This window comes from Nocardia sp. NPDC004260, assembly GCF_053603155.1.
On record NZ_JBSGEZ010000007.1, the window covers coordinates 110,407 to 129,112 of the forward strand.

Genomic DNA, 18,706 nt, shown 5'->3' on the forward strand with positions numbered 1-18,706 from the left:
ATTTACGGAACCTCTACAACATGGCGGATTAATTACACCAAATCGTCACTTGTCATAGAATGTCTGAAGGATGATGGTGCTCCTGGTGCGCACATTGGCGGTGGCTCTGATCTCTTGGAGCAACTGCTCGAGGTGCCGCGGGGACGCCACGCGCACCAGCAGGATGTAGCTCTCCTCACCGGCCACCGAGTGGCAGGCCTCGATGCCGGGGATGTGCTGCAACACCGCCGGCGCGTCATCGGGTTGCGACGGGTCGAGAGGAGTGATCGCGACGAATGCCGACAGCAGCTGGCCGAGGGCTTCCGGATCGACGTGCGCGGTGTACCCGCGGATCACACCGCGCGCCTCTAATCGGCGGACCCGTGACTGCACCGCGGACACCGACAGACTCGCCTTTTCGGCCAGGTTCGACAGAGTGGCCCGTCCATCGGCCATCAGTTCACGAATCAGCAGGCGATCGATGTCATCGAGTACGGGTCTTGCCGGTGTATCCGCCATCAGCGAAGGCTAACTCAGGCAGCCCGCCTCGTGTCCGGAACCTGACCTCCACCCTCCCGCTATGTGGGACAGACACGCCGCGACGCGGCCGAAAGGTATGGCGGAACAACAGATGACCGATGTACTCGACGACCAGGCCACCCAGCGACTCGCCGCCCGCGCGGAGGCGGTGCTGCGCCAATTGGGCGCGCCGCCACCGGAACCCGGCGATCTGCCCGCACGCACTCCGATCACCGGAGGGCAGCTGACCACCGTGCGATCCAGCTCGCTCGAGGAGGTCGGCGCCGCGATCGGCCGGGCCGCTACCGCCTTCCGCGACTGGCGCGGTGTTCCGGCGCCCGTCCGGGCCGGGGTCGTGCGCAGCCTCGGTCGGCTGCTCACCGCGCACAAGAGCGACCTGGCCGAGCTCGTCACGCTCGAGGCGGGCAAGATCCCCGCCGAGGCCGCGGGTGAGGTGCAGGAGATGATCGACGTCTGCGAATTCGCCGTCGGCCTGTCCCGGCAGCTGTACGGCCACACCATGCCCTCGGAACGTCCTGGCCACCGGTTGATGGAAACCTGGCATCCGCTCGGCGTGGTCGGGGTGATCTCGGCGTTCAACTTCCCCGTCGCGGTCTGGGCATGGAATACGGCGATCGCGCTGGTCTGCGGCGACACCGTGGTGTGGAAGCCGTCGGAGACGACGCCGCTGACGGCGCTGGCCTGTCACGCGCTGCTGCGGCGGGCGGCCCGCGAAGTGGACGCGGACCCCGAGATCCATCAATTGATCCAGGGTGCGAGCGCCGTCGGCTCCCGCCTGGTCGACGACGAGCGGGTAGCGCTGGTGAGCGCGACCGGCTCGGTGCGGATGGGTCGGCTGGTGGCGCCACGGGTGGCCGAGCGGCTCGGGCGCTGCCTGCTGGAACTGGGCGGCAACAACGGCGCGATCGTCACCGCGTCCGCCGACCTCGACCTCGCGGCGCGAGCCATCGTGTTCGCGGCGGCGGGCACGGCCGGGCAGCGCTGCACGACACTGCGCAGGCTGATCGTGCACCGAAGCGTGGCGGGCCCGCTGCTGGACCGACTCGAACGGGCGTACCGGCAACTGTCCGTCGGCGATCCGTTCGACGACGGGGTGCTGGTCGGGCCGCTGATCGACGGCAAGGCATACACCGGAATGCGCGCGGCGCTCGACAAGGCCGTGACCGACGGTGGCGAACTGGTCTGCGGCGGCGAGCGAGTCGACGGGTTCGGTGACGACGCCTACTACGTGCGGCCCGCCATCGTGCGCATGCCCGCCCAGACCGCGGTGGTGCGGGAGGAGACCTTCGCGCCGATCCTCTACGTGCTCACCTATGACGACTTCGATCGCGCGATCACCATGCACAACGAAGTGCCGCAGGGCCTTTCGTCCGCCGTCTTCACCACCGACCAGCGCGAGGCCGAACGCTTCCTCGCCGCCGACGGATCCGACTGCGGGATCGCCAATGTCAACATCGGTACCTCGGGCGCCGAGATCGGCGGCGCTTTCGGCGGCGAGAAGCAGACCGGCGGCGGCCGCGAATCCGGCTCGGACTCCTGGAAGTCGTACATGCGCCGAGCCACCAACACCGTGAACTACTCCACCGAACTCCCCCTCGCCCAAGGCATCGAGTTCGGCTGAGCGACCCCACAACATGCCGTCCTACCAGCACGATTGGGTAGTTCGACGCCACCCTGTGTAGTGTTGGCAAAGCCGACGCGGGGTGGAGCAGCTCGGTAGCTCGCTGGGCTCATAACCCAGAGGTCGCAGGTTCAAATCCTGTCCCCGCTACTGCGGAACGGTCCGGAGCACACGCTCCGGGCCGTTTCTTTTTTTGCCGGATCGAGTCACGACCACGGGCCACGCATAGCGGGTCGTCCGGGCGCTACACCTCATAGAACGCCGTGGCTTCCGGATCCAGCGAGGTCGCCAGCGATGCACGGAGAGCCCCCGGTCCAGCGAGGTGGGCGGCGAGATCCGACGCTGGGCGCATCGCGTAGACCCCTGTCGCTGCTGTCGGGACCCCGACAGTCGACGTGCAAATTCCATCACTGCTGATGTCGCTTACTGCGACGCGCGCAATCCTTCGATACATTTCGACGCTAGTCTGTTCCGTAGCTCACATCCGCATCTCCAGCAGAATAAATCGGCCGCCGATCGCCGTGGCGAATCGGTGGTTAAAAGATGGTTACGGCACCGTCCTCGATTGGTGACGTCCGAGTTGTCGTGTCACGATACTTTCGAGTCACCTGGACAAATCATCCCGAAGTGTTTCCCGCAGGCAACCCCCGGTTCCCATCACCGCACCCGGCTTGTCTCCTTCGGCGTGTTCGTAATGATTCGATCGCCACTGTCGGCCATCTCTGCGTGCAACGACAACAATCTGTGAGGAAAGTTCCGCGTGAGTGATTTCTGGAATGTGAGCTCGTCTTTGGCGTGTCTCAGCGTCGGCATTTCATTGTTCGGTGTCATCGCGTACCTGGCGGGGATACTGGAAGGGGACACCCGGCCGCGCATCGCGTCGTGGGCGGCCTGGTGCACCGCGAACACCGTGTTCGCGGTGGTGGCGTACCTCGAGGGCGGCTATCTCGCCGCGGCTATCAACGCCGCGGCGGCGGCGATGAACGCGGCGGTCATCGCCGTCGGCATCACCCGCGGGTCCGGTCTGCGACCGGAAGACAATATCGATTGGGCCTGTCTGGTCTCCTCGATCGCATGCGTGCTGGTGACGGTCGGCGTACAGGAAAAGGCATTCGGCGCGCTCTTCGCGATATGCGCCAATCTCATCGCCACCATTCCGACGCTCCGGCATGTGTGGTCCAAACCGCACGAGGAAACCTGGCAAACGTTCGCCGCGAACACACTAGCGAACGGCCTCGGCCTGCTCGGCGTGCTCCTGGTGAGCGGGTTCGAATTCGTTTCGATCGCCGGTCCGATGATTTCCACGGCGGGCAATGCCGGTTTGGTCGCTCTTACCGTCAGTCGTGCTCGATTCGCCGCTGCCGCTGTCGTCCCGGTGAAAGTCGGCTGATCTCGCGTGCGATCGGTCACTTCCAATATCGGCGACTGCTTCGCCGACCCGGGCGAACTCACCGAGGGGCAAGCGCGGCGCGCTCTCGAAATCCACGTCATCTGTTCCTCGCGCTGCCTCGTCCTGCGGCGGGCCGAGCGAGTGCTGGGAGTAGCTGACCCGACCGACGCGCCACCAGGCGGTCGTTGACCGCCGACCGGCAGGTTGCGCCCGACGCCCGCCTTTCGGCGGACGCGTCGGGCGCAGCCGCGCAGGTACGCGAGCGCGGCGTCCCCTGCCGCTATCCTTCGATCTCAGCGACCCGATGACCAGCTGATTCGTTCCGGGCAAGAGTTCTGCCGACGGGGCTACGGCCGCGACGCCGAACGCTTGCCACGAAGGCGAAGGAGAGCGATGTGCGGCGCAGGGCGATGCTCGAGGGGTGTGTGGCGGCGGTTGCCGCACCGATGTTCGCCGCCGCATGCGGCCTGCTGAAAGGCGACACGCAACCGGCGGACGAGTTGGCTTTCGACCCGGACGAATTCACGGTGCGTAAGAAGACCGTCGCCACTTTCGAGCGGGACAAGAACGTGACCTACCGGTTCTACGACAGCGTTGTCTACGTGGCGAAACCGGTGAACAAGACGTATCAGAGCTTGAACATCAGCGTTCCCGTCGAGATCGACGGGAACACCGTCGACGCGAGCAAGGCTCCGATTCTCTTGAGCAACTCCATCGGCGGCTATCTGTCGTCGGCGGCCGAGGGCGGCAAGCCGGACGACGGCGGTGATCGGGACAGGAACCGCGAGCTCGCCCTCGCGGCGGGTTATGTCGTCGTCGAGCCCGGTGCGCGCGGGCGCGACCTGATCGCCCCGGACGGCACGTACTACGGCGTGGCGCCAGCCGCCATCGTGGATCTCAAGGCCGCGGTCCGATACCTGCGGCACAACTCCGGCCGGGTTCCGGGAAACACCGACCGGATCGTCGCCACCGGTGTCAGCGCGGGCGGCGCACTGTCGGCGCTGCTGGCTGCCTCCGCCGACAACCGGATGTACGACCGATATCTCGCCGAACTCGGCGCGGCGGACGCGAGCGACGCCGTTTTCGCCGCCGCCTCTTACTGTCCCGTGACCGATCTCGACCACGCGGACATGGCCTACGAGTGGAACTGGGGCGCCAACCCGCTACGCTCCGGCGAACTCGACGCGACGGCCTCGCGCGAACTGAGCACCGCGTTCGTGGACTACCAAGCATCGTTGGAATTGCAAGGGACGGACGGATTCGGGCCGATCACGGCCGACAACTACGGCAACTACCTCGTGCGTACCTACCTCGAACCGGCGGCCACCACGTATTTGATCGCTTTGCAGGACTCCGAGCGTTCGAGCTACCTGGCGGCCAACACGTGGATCACCTGGTCAGGCGACCGGGCGGAGTTCACCTGGCCGAACTTTCTCGCGCACGTGGGCGAGCGGAAGAAGGGCGTGCCCGCGTTCGACGCCTTCGACTTGTCCTCTCCGGAGAACAACCTGTTCGGTGTCGGCACCGTCAAGGCCAGGCACTTCACCCTGTTCAGCCTGCGGCGAGCGACGGGCGACCCGAGCGCGCAACTCGACAGCGACCTGCCCGAGAAGATCAGCATGATGAACCCCATGTTCTTTCTCCGGCAGCGCAATCCCGCCCGAGCGAAGCACTGGTGGATTCGCGTCGGCACCAAGGACACCGATGCGTCGCTGACCATCGTGGGCAATCTCGCCGCGAGCCTGGCGAATCTGGGCGACCAGGTCGACGCCGCGATGTATTGGGACGCGGGGCACGGCAGCAACGAGGACGCCGCGGATTTCGTCGCGTGGATCGGCAAGGTGACCGGCTACACCGGATGACGAGAGGCCGGCCGGGGTGTCGACCTCGGCGGCCGGCCGACCACCGATGTAGCGGCTAGCAGCGCGGCGGCTCGATACCGAGTTCGCGCAGGCGTTCCGCGTAGTCGGCGACGTTGGCGAGTTTGATGTCCTCGTATCCGCGCACCACGTCGGCGAGCGCGGCCGCCCGCACGGCTCGGTCGTAGCCCGACCGGTCCAGCCCCTCGGCGAGGTCAATCACCATCGCGGTGTAGTGAGTGCGCAACTCACGTTCCACGCGTCGCACGTGCGCGTATCCGAACGGGTCGAATCTCGTGCCGCGCAGCCGCTTTCCCTTGGCCAGCAAGCGCAGGGCGAAGTGGCTGCCCGGCCCCATTCCGATCTTGTCCTTCCGTCCCAGCGCGCGCAGGACCGGCGGGTGCAGCCGATAGGTGAGGTTCGCCCCCTCGGGTACCTGCGCGGCGACCTCGGCCAGGAACGACGGATCAGTGAGCCGTCGCGCCACCTCGTACTCGTCCTTGTATGCCGTGAACTTGTACAGCCCGCGCGCGACCTGCTCGCTGAACTCGGTACGGTCGGTCACCTCGCGCTCGGCAGCCCATACTCGTTGCATCGTGGCGACGTAGTCGCGCGCCGTCGCAACGCTCTGGAAGCCGATCAGCTCGACGGCCCGCAGCTCGACCAGCCGCCGCGTCTCGCCCGTCGCGGTCAGCTCGTCGAACAGGTCCGCGGGCACCGGTACCGGAGTGGGTTCGGCCGTGCGACGCGTGGTGGCGGCGGCGAACTCCCCTGGCCGCGCTATCGCGATCCGGCCCCAGCGGAAGGCCGCGAGATTGGCGTCCACGGCCACGCCGTTGATCTCGATGGCCTCCTCGATCGCCGTGCCCGGCAGCCGCAGACCACCGAGTTCGTAGGCTGCGCCGACCAAGAGGAAGTTCGCGGCGGCAGTGTTGCCGAAGAGCACCTCCGCGGCGGCGAGAGCATCGAAGGACCGCACCGAGCGCGAGACCTGTTCCAATCGCCGCAGCAACGCCGCCTCACCTGGGTAGGTGACGGACCGGTCGTAGACCATGTCCCCGGTCGGGGTCTCGCTGGTGGAGGCGACCGAGACGGTCGTCTCCGCGCAGCCGTAGGCCAGGTTCTTGTTGTCGGTGGCGGCCAGCAGGTCGAACGCCACGATGCAGTCGGCCGAGGCCGGGGCCAACCGGTTGGCCGGCTCCAGCGCCCCGACGGCGAAACGCAGATGCGAGACCACCGGCCCGGCCTTCTGGCTCATGCCGATCTGGTCCAGGCTCGCCACCTCGTACCCGGCGCGCATCGCGGCGGTCGCCAGGACCTGGTTCACGGTGACGATGCCGGTGCCGCCGATGCCGGCGAGAAAGACGTTCTGCGTGGTCGTCGGCGGTTCGTGCACCAGGTCCTGCAGCCGAGGCGGCTGCGGCGCGCGACCGGCTCGGCGCGGCTTCCGCGCGGCCGGGTCGGGCAGTTCGACCGTGACGAACGCGGGGCAGTCGCCCTTCAGGCAGCTGTAGTCGGTGTTGCACGAGGTCTGGTCGATCCGCGTCTTGCGCCCGAACTCGGTGTCCACCGGCTGCACCGACAGGCAGTTGCTCTGCACGCCGCAGTCACCGCAGCCTTCGCACACCGCCTCGTTGACGACCACCCGGGTGCGGCGCACCGGCAGCGCGCCCCGCTTGCGCTGCCGCCGCGCGTCGGCCGCGCAGTGCTGGTCGTAGATCAGCACGGTGACGCCGGGGATCTCGCGCAGTGTGCGTTGCGCTTCGTCGAGGCGGTCGCGGTGCCATAGGAGGGCGCCGGGAGCGAGATCGCGCTTGCGGTAGCGCTCGGGCTCGTCGGCGCAGACGATGATCCGCCGGACGCCCTCGACGGCGAGTTTGTGGGTGAGCGTCGGCACCGTGAGCGCGCCCTCGGCGTGCTGCGCGCCGGTCATCGCGACCACATCGTTGTGCAGCAGCTTGAAGGTGATGTTCACGCCGGCGGCGACGCACGCCTGCACGGCGAGCTGGCCGGAATGGAAATACGTTCCGTCACCGATATTCTGGAACAGGTGCGGCACGTCCGTGAACGGCGCTTGACCGATCCACTGCGCGCCTTCGCCGCCCATCTGGGTCAGCCCGGTGACCTTGCTGTCGGCGCGGCCGGACATGGTCACCAACGTGTGACAGCCGATGCCGCCGCCCGCCAGTGAGCCCTCCGGAACGGCGGTGGAACGATTGTGCGGGCAACCGCTGCAGAAGTAGGCCGCGCGCTTGGCGGGCAGCACCGACAGCGACAGCGGTTGCGGAAGTGGACGTTTCAGTTCGATGTGCCCGTCGAGCACCCTGCGCAGCGGTGCGGCGACGCGCCCGGAGGTCAGTTCGCCGTCGGCGCCGAACAGTGGGCGGTCCGCCTCGTCGCGCTTGCCGAGGATTTCCGGTGCGCCCGCGACCCCGTACAGGATGTCGCGGATCTGGGTCTCGATGAAGGCGGTCTTGTCCTCGACGACGATCAGCTGGTCGAGCCCGGCGGCGAACTCGCCGACCCGGTCGGGCGCGAGGGGAAACGGCATTCCGATGCGCAGCAGGCGGATCCCCGCGTTGTACAGCGCTTCGTCGTCGGCGCCGAGGTCGATCAGCGCTTGGCGGACCGCGTCGAAGGTGGTCCCGGTGGCGGCGATGCCGATCGTGGCGCGGGCCGGGTTCACCTCGATCACGTCCAGACCGTTGCGCGTGCTGTAGGCGCGCACCAACTCCCAGCGGGGACCGTAGAGGTCCGCTTCGGCGAGCAAACTGTCGGCAGGCGCGGCCATCGGACGCTGCCGGTAGTGGAACCGCTGTCCTTCCCAGTCGATTTCGGGCACAACGATGTCGATGTCACCCACCGAACCGTCCACGGTCCACGCGCCGTCGGCGACGTCGGCGACGATTTTCAGCGCCACGAGGCAACCCGAGGCGCGCGACAGGGCGACGCCGTGCAGGCCCATGGTGATGACCTCGCGGGCGTTGCGCGGGAACAGCACCGGAATGTTCATCGCGGCCAAGGAGCGCTCGCTCACCGCGGGCACGGTGGAGGACTTGGCCGCCGGATCGTCGCCGACCAGCAGCAGGACGCCGCCGCGCGGATGCACGCCGTACATGTTGGCGTGGCGCAGCGCGTCGGTCGCGCGGTCCAGGCCGGGGCCTTTGCCGTACCAGACACCGACGACGCCGTCGTGGGTCGCCGCGCCCGCGGGCAGCTCCGCCTGGCTTCCCCACACGGAGGTCGCGGCCAGTTCCTCGTTCAATCCCGGGACGAACGAGATGTCGTGCTCGGCGAGCACCTCCGGCATGCCGGACAGCATCTTGTCGACGCCGCCGAGCGGACTGCCCTGGTACCCGGACACGAACGTGCCCACTCGCCGCCCGGCGCGCAGATCACGCACATGCTGCTCCACCAGCTGCCGCGCGATGGCCTGCACGCCGGTGAGGACAACGGTCCCCGAGCCGACGCGGTAACGGTCGGCGAGGTCGTAGGGAGCTGCGATCAGATCGCGGTCCGCGAGCTCGGTCATCCGGATCCACCCGTCCGCTCGGCGCCGATCCGGCGCTTCGCTTCGTTGAGCACTTGGTGTCGATATCGTGTCTCCGAAGATCTGAACGCACAACCTTTGAATAGAAAATTGAGCAATCTGCTCAATTAGACATGTCATCGATAGGCACCGGCTAAGCACTGTGCGAGGTCGCTGTGACGACGCGCACACAAATGCGTCGAGGCGTCCGGTCATTTCCGCGAGCCGCACCGGTGCCACACCGCGCATCCTCCGCCGCACCCGCGTCCACCTGTGTGAAGGTGGAGAGGTGGCACTGCGCAGGATGGGTACGGCGATCGTCGCCGCCATCACGTTCGGAACGCTGACCGCGTGCGGGCAGCAGGCGGACCCGGCCGTGCCCGCCACTCCGGAGCGCACCGCGGAAGCGGCGGCGGGGATGCGGGCCGACCCGGGTCCCCGGCGATACGCGGGCGGGACGATGGTCGTCATCCCGCATGCCGCGGACCTGGAATCCACTTCCGCCCTGCCCTTCTCGGAGTACGACGTCGAGGACGGGACCGACAAGCTCGGGATCCACATCCCCGGCCCGGTCGGCTGCCCGAGCATAGGATTCACCGCGCGGGTGGAGGAATCGGCCGACCTGGTGAGCGTGCGGTTGATCCATGGCCTGCATCGCGGCATGCCGCCGTGTCAGGGCGCGAACCCGGAGCAGAAGCGCGAGTACGGCGTGGTCGTCGTCGACCTGCAACGCCCGCTGGGCGGGCGCGCGGTGCTCAGCTTCACATGAGCCGGATCGGTACGCGACCGGGTAGACCACCTCCGTTAGTGATCTTGTCGAATGGCGGGCCGCGGGCTTTGTGACTTGTCCGGTTCGCCTGTCCCGAAGCGGCGTCCGGAGAATGCCGGGCGCTATCTTCGCAGCGGATGGTGCCGCCTTCGCGGCTACCGGCGGTCCCGGAGTCGAAGGAGGTGCGGCAGTCCGCCATGATCGACTCAGGGTCCCCACGGCGGCGGTTCCTTCTGCTCCGCCCGCAGCGAAGGTTCGCTGCGGTTTCTGTTGTAGTGCCGGTGCGTCCGAAGCACCACGCGCGGCATACCCGCCGCGGGTCGGTGGGTCGGTGACGGCTGACTTTCGAAGGAAACCCGTGTCCAGAGCTCCGTTCAGGATCGCGATCTTGCTGGTGAGCATCGTCTCGCTCGGCCTGCTCGGCCTGCCCGCTACTGCGCAACCCCTCTATCCCACTCCCGATCCCGATTCCTTCTACACCGCGCCGCCCGACCTGGGGGAGCTCACCCCGGGCGACGTCGTACGGACCCGCAGGATCGACACCGGTATGTATGTCGGGACCGTGGGCTGGCAAGTCGCGTTCCGCTCCACCAATTCGCAGGGCAACCCCGTCATGGGCATCACCACGGTCCTGATGCCCGCCGGGGTGCGGAATCCGCCGCTGGTCTCCTACCAGGCGCTGATCAATTCCCTCGGCACCCAGTGCAATCCGTCGCGCTCGCTGTTCAACGGCGAACTACAGGACGCGGTCGGCGCGATGTTGCCCATCGGACGCGGATGGGCGATCTCGCTGCCGGACTATCTGGGCCCCACCTCCGCCTATGGCGCCGCGCGCCTGGCCGGAATGATGACCCTCGACAGCGTGAAGGCCGTCCGCAAGGTCGCCGAATTGGGGCTGTCCGACTCCCCCGTCGCCATCGCGGGCTACTCCGGCGGCGGCATGGCCACCGCGTGGGCCGCCGCCATGCAGCCCACCTACGCGCCGGATCTGAAACTCACCACCGCCGTGGCCGGCGGCATCCCCGCCGACCTGGAGGAGATGGCGATGGCGCTCGGCTTCGAGCCGCACCCCGGATTCGGCCTCGCCTTCGCGGCCGCCATGGGGCTGGAGCGGGAGTACCCGGACCGGCTGCCGATCTCCGATCAGCTCAACGAGAACGGTTTGTGGTTCCGGGAATTCACCCACGACGCCTGCCGCCGGTTCCTGCTCTTCCACGGCGCCTTCCGCAGCGCGGAGCAGATGGCGGCGTCCAAGAGCCTGATGGACAGCCCGGAGGCGCACGCCGTCCTGCGGGAGAACAGCCTGAAGTACTTCGACGGCGTTCCGACTGTGCCGACCTACATGTGGCAGGGCCGCTTCGACACCCTCACCTTCTACAACCCGGTCGCCGAGGTCGCCGACCGGTACTGCAAGGCGGGTGCGCGGTTGACGTTCCATACCGTCGACATCTCCGAGCACCTGACCGCGGCCGCCGCCGGGTTCGCGGACGCGTGGAACTACGTCGAGGCCAGGTTCCGCGGCGAACCCGCACCGACCAGCTGCTGAACCCAGAAGACAAGCGGGCCCGGGAGTGTTTCTCCCGGGCCGCTCTTCGCTGCATCAGCTGATGGAACGCACCTCTTTCTCGTACTTCGCGCGGACCTTCTCGTCGGCCGGGTGCAATGCGCGATCCCCGTCGAACAGGCCGCGGATCAGGCGCACCGCGCGTTCCGGCGCGGCGGCCAGTGCGATGTCGAGCGGGCCGAGGTAATTCGGCACGGCCACCTCGGCTTTACGGGTGACGCAGGTGCGCACGATCGCGGCGGCGACGTCTTCCGGGTCGACGGTCGGCATGCCGTGGCCGAGTGTCAGCCCCGAGGAGAGGCGGGTCCGCACGGCCGACGGCAGGACGCAGCTGACACTGACGCCATGCCCGGCGAATTCCAGGCGGGTCGCCGCCGAGAGACCGACCGCGGCGAACTTGCTCGCGTTGTACACGGCCAGCCCAGCAATCGGGACCTTGCCGGCCAGCGAGGCGACGTTGACGACATGGCCGTGACCACGCTCGATCATGCCCGGCGCGACGGCGCGCATGCCGTGGATGAGACCCCAGACGTTGATGTCCAGCGTGGCCTGACCGACCACGTCCGGTTCGTCCAGGAACGCGCCCGCAGGCATGACACCGGCGTTGTTGACCAGCACGTCGATTCCGCCGACCGCCGCGGCCACCGCGTCCCATTGCCCGCGCGAACGCACATCGAGTTCGAACGCGCTCGCCCCGATCGCGGCGGCCGTCTCCTCGGCGGCGGGTTTGTCCACGTCGGCGATTACGACACGGGATCCTTTCGCGGCGAACAATGCCGCGGTGGCCCGGCCGATTCCCCGTCCGCCTCCGGTGATCAGGACTGTCGCCTCGCGCAGGTCGATCGCGGGGTAACCGGATCCGAGGATTCTCATACGAATGCTCCTTGTTCGAGCGTGCGGCGGGTACTGCGCAGGCTGTGTTCGAAGGTGGCGAGACGGCGGCGGCCGTCCATGAAGTTCGGTCCCGTCACCGCGAGGTCGTCGGCGGTCGCGCCCACGAACAGCACCTTCGTGCCCGCGGCGCGCAGTCGTGCGATCTCGGTGCGGAGCTTGTCGCTCATCCGGTTGCGCAGCTGCCGTTCCAGCAGGTGCCCGGGGCCGGTCGCCGGGATCCGGGCCGCGGAGGCCATCGGAGCCAGCACGAGGAGTTCGTCCAAGTTCTCGGCGACGAGCAGGTCCACCGAGGCCGTGGAGCCCGCGCCGCCGTCGACGAAGCGGCGGTCGCCGATGGTGACCGGAGGGAACCATCCGGGAACGGCCCACGACGCCCGCAGTGCCGCGCCGATGGTCGCGGCGGGCGCACCGGGCGCGCCGAACGCGACCCGCTCGCCCGTCGCGTAGTCCATCGCCACCAGCCGGGTCGCCGGATGCGGCACCCAGTCGCGGCCGGGGTTCAGTCGTTCGGCCAGCCGTTGCAGCCAGCCCGGGTCACCACCGCCGACCGGCAGCAGTCCGCTGCCCGCGGCCAACAGCGCCTGGCCCGGCTCGTGGCGACGCAGCGGCAGTCGGAGCGAGCCGAGCCGCGGGCGCGGCAGCGGCGGAAACCGGCCGGGCTCGGCGGCGCGGTGCTCGCGCAGGATCGGGTCGCTCGCGGTGCCGCGCTGCAACGCGACCAGGTCGTCCACCGAAACGCCACTGCCGAGCATCGTCACCGTCTCCGCACCCGCGGACGTGCCGAGCAGCACGTCCGCCTCGCGCGGATCCCAGTCGAGCACGTCCCGGGCGGCGGCGAGGGCGGCGACGATCCAGGCCGCCCCCACGGTGCCACCGCATCCGATGGCCAGGCCGCGCCGCTGCGACCCTTTGTTGTTACCCATAGTCTCAGACACTAGCCCGGCTCGGCCCGAAAGCTACCCCCTTCGAGCGGTCGGTATCCCGGCTCAGGCCGTGAAGTGCAGCGTCCATTCGCCGCGATAGTGCAGGCGGGTGACGCTGCCGGGCGGGATGTCGATACGCCAGAACGATTTCGGTGGAGCGTCCAGCGTCACCAGCAGCGCGGCCCGGACGACCGCCGGGTGGGTGACCGCGATCGTGGACACCGACCGCGCGGCGACCTCGGCCATCCAGAGCCTGGTCCGTTCGATCACGTCCAGCACGGACTCGCCGCCGTGCCCGCGGAACGCCGGGTCGGTCAACCAGGCGTACAGCTCGTCCTGGGGCACCGACATCAGTTCGCCGCCGCGCCAGGCGCCCGCGTCCAGGTCGCGCAGCCGGTTGTCCTCCTCATCCGGCAGCAGCCCCAGCAACGCGGCGGTCTCCACCGTCCGGCGTTCCGGGCCGGTGAGCACCCGCGCGGCGGTGAGCGGCCCGCATCCGGCCACCGCCCGTCTGCCCGCCTCGGTGAGCGATTCGTCCACCGGGAACCGTGCCTTCCGCATCGCCTCGGTCATCCCATGGCTGACCAGGTCGAGTCTGAGCACTTTTTGCACCTGTCGAAGCGTACGGCCCGGCGTCGGCGGCCGTTGTTCGATTGCTCCCGCTTCGCTCGCGAATCGGTACGGGCGTGCTTGTCGGTGGGCCGGTGCACACTGGAATCCATGGCCCAGTTCTCCCGCGCGACCCAGGAGTGGTTCGACGGCGCGTTCCCCGCGCCGACCTCCGCTCAACTCGGGGCGTGGAAGGCGATCGCGGCGGGCGAGCACACTCTGGTCGTCGCGCCCACCGGGTCCGGCAAGACGCTCTCGGCGTTCCTGTGGGCGATAGACCAGCTGGCCGGCCGGGAACGGCGGCCGGAGCGGGCGGGCACCTCCGTGTTGTACGTGTCCCCGCTGAAGGCGCTGGCGGTGGACGTGGAACGCAATCTGCGGGCGCCGCTGGTTGGCGTCACGCAGACAGCGAAACGCCTGGGACTGGAGCCGCCGGAGATCACCGTCGGGGTCCGTTCCGGCGACACCAGCGCGTCCGATCGGCGGTCCATGCTGCGGACCCCGCCGGACATCCTGATCACCACGCCGGAGTCGCTGTTCCTCATGCTCACCTCGGCGGCCCGCGAGACGCTGCGGGACGTGCGCACGGTGATCGTGGACGAGGTGCACGCGATCGCCGGTTCCAAGCGCGGTTCGCACCTGGCGCTGTCGCTGGCCCGGCTCGATCTGCTGACCGAGCGGCCCGCCCAGCGCATCGGGCTGTCGGCGACCGTCCGGCCGCCGGAGGAAGTCGGCCGGTTCCTGGTCGGCAACGCGCCGATCACCCTGGTCGCGCCGCCCGCGCCCAAGACGTTCGACCTGTCGGTGCGCGTGCCGGTGGCGGACATGACCGAGCCCGGCGACTCCGACCAACCGGGATCGATCTGGCCCCACGTAGACGAGGCGATCGTCGAACTCGTGCTGGAGCACCGGTCCTCGATCGTGTTCGCGAACTCCCGCAGGCTGGCCGAGCGGCTCACCGCCCGGCTGAACGAGGCCTACGCGGCGCGGCTTGGCGAGCCGGTGGAGACCGAGCACAAGCCGCCCGCCCAGCTCGGCCCCTCCACCGAGGTGATCCACGGCGCGGGGCCCCTGCTGGCGCGCGCGCACCACGGTTCGGTCAGCAAGGAGCAGCGAGCGCTGATCGAAGACGATCTCAAGAGCGGGCGGCTGCGCTGCGTCGTCGCGACCAGCAGCCTGGAACTCGGCATCGACATGGGCGCGGTCGACCTGGTGGTCCAGGTGGAGGCGCCGCCCTCGGTGGCCAGCGGATTGCAGCGGATCGGACGGGCCGGGCATCAGGTCGGCGAGATCTCGCGCGGGGTGATCTTCCCCAAGCACCGCACCGACGTCATCCATTGCGCGGTGGCGTCGCGGCGGATGACGGCCGGACAGATCGAGGCGATCCAGATCCCGGCGCATCCGTTGGACATCCTCGCGCAGCAGACCGTCGCCGCGTGCGCGCTGGACCCGATCGACGTCGACGCGTGGTTCGACGTCGTGCGCGGTACCGGAAGCTACGCGTCGCTGCCGCGCTCGGCCTACGAATCGGTGCTGGACCTGCTCTCCGGGCGGTATCCGTCCGACGAGTTCGCCGAACTGCGTCCCCGGCTGGTCTGGGATCGCGACGCGGGCACGCTCACCGGGCGGCCCGGCGCGCAACGGCTGGCCGTGACCTCGGGCGGAGCGATCCCCGATCGCGGCATGTTCGCGGTGTACATGGTGGGCGAGAAGGCTTCCCGGGTCGGCGAACTCGATGAGGAGATGGTCTACGAGTCCCGGGTCGGCGACGTGTTCGCGCTCGGGGCGACGAGCTGGCGGATCGAGGAGATCACCTTCGACCGGGTGCTGGTGACGCCCGCGTTCGGACAGCCGGGGCGGTTGCCGTTCTGGCACGGCGACGGGCTCGGTCGGCCCGCCGAACTCGGCGCGGCGCTCGGTGAATTCGTGCGCACGGTCGCACAGGACCTCGCCGCCGAAGCGTCCACCGGTACCGGGAAGACCGCACGGCGCGATCCCAGCACACCTCCGAAGGCGTCGAAACAGACTCGCGCGCAGGAGGATTCGATACACAACGGCACGGGTCGCACGTCCGCGATACCGGAGCGCGTCGCGGATATCATGCTTTCCGCCGGTCTCGACGACAACGCGACCGCCAACCTGCTCACACTCCTGGACGAACAGCGCACCGCGACCGGACATCTGCCCACCGACCGCACTCTGGTGGTGGAGCGGTTCCGCGACGAACTAGGCGACTGGCGGCTGGTGCTGCACTCCCCCTACGGTCTTCCGGTCCACGCCCCCTGGGCGCTGGCCATCGGGGCGCGGCTGCGCGAACGGTTCGGTGTGGACGCCGCGCCGAACGCCTCCGACGACGGCATCGTCGTGCGGCTGCCCGATACCACCGATGATCCGCCGGGCGCCGAACTGTTCGTCTTCGAGTCCGACGAGATCGACGACATCGTCACCGAGCAGGTGGGCGGCTCGGCGCTGTTCGCCTCCAGGTTCCGCGAATGCGCCGCCCGCGCATTGCTGCTCCCGCGCCGCGACCCGGGCAAGCGAGCGCCGCTGTGGCAGCAGCGGCAGCGCTCGGCTCAGTTGCTGGACGTGGCGCGCAAGTTCCCCGAATTCCCGATCCTGCTGGAGACGGTGCGCGAATGCCTGCGCGACGTCTACGACCTGCCGTCGCTGCGCGACCTGCTCGGACAGGTCGGTCGGCGCCGGATACGGCTGGTCGAGGTGGAGACCGCGACGCCGTCACCGTTCGCCAACGCCCTGCTGTTCGACTACATCGGGCAGTTCATGTACGACGGCGACAGCCCGCTGGCCGAGCGGCGCGCCGCCGCGCTCTCGCTCGATTCCGGTCTGCTCGCCGAGTTGCTCGGCCGGGTCGAGCTGCGCGAACTGCTCGACGCCGCGGTCATCGAGCAAACCGAGCGAGAACTGCAGCGGCTCACTCCCGAGCGGCACGCGCGCGACGCCGAGGGTTTGGCGGATCTGCTGCGGCTGCTCGGGCCGCTCACCGCCGCCGAAGCCGCCGAGCGCTCCGACGAGGATCCCGTCGCCTGGTTCGAGAGCCTCGTGTCCGCACGCCGTGCGCTGGAGGTCTCCTTCGCGGGGCGCAGCTGGTGGGTCGCGGTGGAGGACGCGGCCCGGCTGCGCGACGCGCTCGGGGTTCCGCTGCCGATCGGCACGCCGTCGGCGTTCATCGAGCCGGTGGCCGATCCGCTCGGCGATCTGGTCGGCCGCTACGCCCGCACGCACGGCCCGTTCGGCACGGAGGCGGTGGCGGCCCGGTTCGGGATCGGCACCGCGGTCGCCGCCACCGCACTACACCGGCTCGCCATCGAAAAGCGGGTGGTCGAGGGGGAGTTCACGCCTGGAGCCGCCGGGGCGGAGTGGTGCGACGCGCAGGTGCTGCGCCGGCTGCGCCGCAGATCGCTCGCCGCCGCCCGGCACGAGGTCGAGCCGGTCTCGACCGCCGCGTTCGGGCGCTTTCTCCCATCCTGGCAGCACGTCGGCAGCGGCGAACTGCGCGGCGTCGACGGCGTGGCGGCCGTCGTGGAACAACTCGCGGGCGTGCCGATCCCGGCCTCCGCCTGGGAATCGCTCGTCCTGCCCGCGCGGGTGCGTGATTACACCCCGGCCATGCTCGACGAACTCATGGCGACGGGTGAGGTGATCTGGTCCGGGCACGGCGCCATCACCGCCAAGGACGGCTGGATCGCCCTGCATCCGGCCGAGCAGGCGCCGTTCACCCTCGCGCCGCCGGACGAGGTCGATCTCACCGAGGTCCAATTGCGCCTGCTCGCCGCGCTCGGCGCGACCTTCGTGCCATGGACACCACCCGGCCCCGCGGAAACCGTGCCGGATCGACCGCCCGTGCCGTTGGACGAGCCGGATCCGCCGACCGGCAGTGCGTCCGACGGTCACGGCCCGCGCCCGCGATCCGCCGAGACGGCCGGTAGAGCCACACCGAACGAGTCGGACAACGGCCGACGTGGCAGGCGATCACCGGTCGGCTCGGAAGACGCACCCGGCGCGGAGCATTCGATCTCCGGCGCTCCCGCGGAACGACTGATACCCGTGCCGCAGGGCGGCGGCGCGTACTTCTTCCGGCAACTCTCGGACGCCACCGGCCTGCTCGACGACACCGCCGCGGCCGCCGCACTGTGGGAATTGGTGTGGGCCGGAATGGTTTCCGGTGACACCTTCGCGCCGGTACGGGCGTTGCTGTCCGGCACGGCCCGGACCACGACGGCCCACCGCACGCCCCGCCGCGCCCCGCGAGGGCGGGCCTACCTGCCCCGGCCGAGCATGCCCACCCGTTCCGGCCCGCCCTCGGTCGCCGGGAGATGGTCTCTGCTCCCGGAGCGGGTCTCGGACAACACGGTGCGCGCCCACGCGACCGCGGACCTGCTCCTGGAGCGGTACGGCGTGCTGACCAGGGGCTCGGTGCAGAACGAGGGGGTGCCGGGCGGGTTCGCGCTGATGTACCGGGTGCTCACCGAGTTCGAGGACCGAGGACGCTGCCGCCGCGGCTATTTCGTCGATTCGCTGGGCGGCGCGCAGTTCTCCACCACCGACGTGGTGGACCGGCTGCGCTCCTTCGACCCGGAACGCGCCCGTCCCGAGTCCAGGGAGCCGACCGGCACGGTACTGGCACTGGCCGCGTCCGATCCGGCGAACCCGTATGGCGCCGCTCTGGCCTGGCCGAAGAGCGACGTGGAGGGCGGGCATCGCCCCGGACGTAAAGCCGGAGCGCTCGTCGTGCTCGTCGACGGCGAACTGGTGCTGTATCTGGAGCGGGGCGGCAAGACCCTGCTCACCTTCACCGAGGACCCCGACGCCCGCCGCGCCGCCGCCGCGGCCCTCGCCGACCTGGTCCACCGCCGCCGGGTGGACTCGCTGGTCATCGACCGGGTCAACGGAGACACCGTGCACGGCAACACGTTCGCCGGGTTCCTCACCGAGGCCGGCTTCTCCGCCACCCCCCGCGGCCTGCGTCTCCGGAGCCGTCCGTGAGCCCGCGATTCCGCGCCGACTCGGC

General features: G+C 69.3%; 11 protein-coding genes and 1 tRNA gene. 7 read left to right on the forward strand and 5 right to left on the reverse strand.

Going from position 1 to position 18,706, the window contains the following annotated elements:
- Window positions 1-45 precede the first annotated feature (45 nt).
- Window positions 46-498, reverse strand: coding sequence for an Lrp/AsnC family transcriptional regulator (locus tag ACWEO7_RS06835; RefSeq protein WP_355073522.1), 453 nt, complete (start codon window positions 496-498; stop codon window positions 46-48).
- Between the two features lie 112 nt (window positions 499-610).
- Here ACWEO7_RS06835 and amaB point away from each other — a divergent pair, with 112 nt between their 5' ends.
- The 4 genes from amaB (at window position 611) to ACWEO7_RS06855 (ending at window position 5,392) form a co-directional block, all read left to right on the forward strand.
- Complete coding sequence (gene amaB / locus ACWEO7_RS06840) at window positions 611-2,140, forward strand: L-piperidine-6-carboxylate dehydrogenase (protein WP_452421392.1); 1,530 nt, start codon at window positions 611-613, stop codon at window positions 2,138-2,140.
- A 76-nt stretch (window positions 2,141-2,216) separates the two neighbouring features.
- A tRNA-Met gene (locus tag ACWEO7_RS06845) sits at window positions 2,217-2,290 on the forward strand.
- A 610-nt stretch (window positions 2,291-2,900) separates the two neighbouring features.
- The gene (locus tag ACWEO7_RS06850; protein WP_452421394.1) at window positions 2,901-3,530 is read left to right on the forward strand and encodes a hypothetical protein; all 630 of its coding nucleotides are present in this window, start codon (window positions 2,901-2,903) and stop codon (window positions 3,528-3,530) included.
- 395 nt (window positions 3,531-3,925) lie between these two features.
- Window positions 3,926-5,392, forward strand: a complete 1,467-nt coding sequence (locus ACWEO7_RS06855) for a subtype B tannase (protein ID WP_452421396.1) — start codon at window positions 3,926-3,928, stop codon at window positions 5,390-5,392.
- A 55-nt stretch (window positions 5,393-5,447) separates the two neighbouring features.
- Here ACWEO7_RS06855 and ACWEO7_RS06860 read toward each other — a convergent pair whose 3' ends face one another.
- Window positions 5,448-8,921 (reverse strand): indolepyruvate ferredoxin oxidoreductase family protein, encoded by a 3,474-nt coding sequence (locus ACWEO7_RS06860; RefSeq protein WP_452421398.1) that lies wholly within the window; start codon window positions 8,919-8,921, stop codon window positions 5,448-5,450.
- 286 nt (window positions 8,922-9,207) lie between these two features.
- On the opposite strand from ACWEO7_RS06860, the gene ACWEO7_RS06865 reads away from it, so the two are divergent.
- Both ACWEO7_RS06865 and ACWEO7_RS06870 read left to right on the forward strand, forming a co-directional pair.
- On the forward strand, window positions 9,208-9,687 hold the full coding sequence (locus ACWEO7_RS06865; protein ID WP_452421400.1) for a hypothetical protein: 480 nt from the start codon (window positions 9,208-9,210) through the stop codon (window positions 9,685-9,687).
- Between the two features lie 358 nt (window positions 9,688-10,045).
- Window positions 10,046-11,233, forward strand: coding sequence for a lipase family protein (locus tag ACWEO7_RS06870; protein ID WP_452421402.1), 1,188 nt, complete (start codon window positions 10,046-10,048; stop codon window positions 11,231-11,233).
- 54 nt (window positions 11,234-11,287) lie between these two features.
- Here ACWEO7_RS06870 and ACWEO7_RS06875 read toward each other — a convergent pair whose 3' ends face one another.
- The 3 genes from ACWEO7_RS06875 to ACWEO7_RS06885 all read right to left on the reverse strand — a co-directional run bounded on the left by ACWEO7_RS06875 (window position 11,288) and on the right by ACWEO7_RS06885 (window position 13,680).
- Window positions 11,288-12,124 carry an SDR family NAD(P)-dependent oxidoreductase gene (locus tag ACWEO7_RS06875; protein ID WP_452421404.1) on the reverse strand — a complete coding sequence of 279 codons (837 nt, stop codon included), beginning with the start codon at window positions 12,122-12,124 and terminating at the stop codon, window positions 11,288-11,290.
- The gene (locus tag ACWEO7_RS06880) at window positions 12,121-13,068 is read right to left on the reverse strand and encodes a patatin-like phospholipase family protein (RefSeq protein WP_452421405.1); all 948 of its coding nucleotides are present in this window, start codon (window positions 13,066-13,068) and stop codon (window positions 12,121-12,123) included. The genes ACWEO7_RS06875 and ACWEO7_RS06880 overlap by 4 nt, the downstream gene beginning before the upstream one ends.
- A gap of 63 nt (window positions 13,069-13,131) precedes the next feature.
- Window positions 13,132-13,680 (reverse strand): histidine phosphatase family protein, encoded by a 549-nt coding sequence (locus ACWEO7_RS06885; protein ID WP_039796212.1) that lies wholly within the window; start codon window positions 13,678-13,680, stop codon window positions 13,132-13,134.
- Window positions 13,681-13,788: 108 nt separating this feature from the next.
- Between ACWEO7_RS06885 and ACWEO7_RS06890 the strand changes: the two genes are divergently transcribed.
- Entirely contained in the window at window positions 13,789-18,681 is a 4,893-nt protein-coding gene (locus ACWEO7_RS06890; RefSeq protein WP_452421407.1) for an ATP-dependent helicase, read from the forward strand.
- Window positions 18,682-18,706 lie beyond the last annotated feature (25 nt).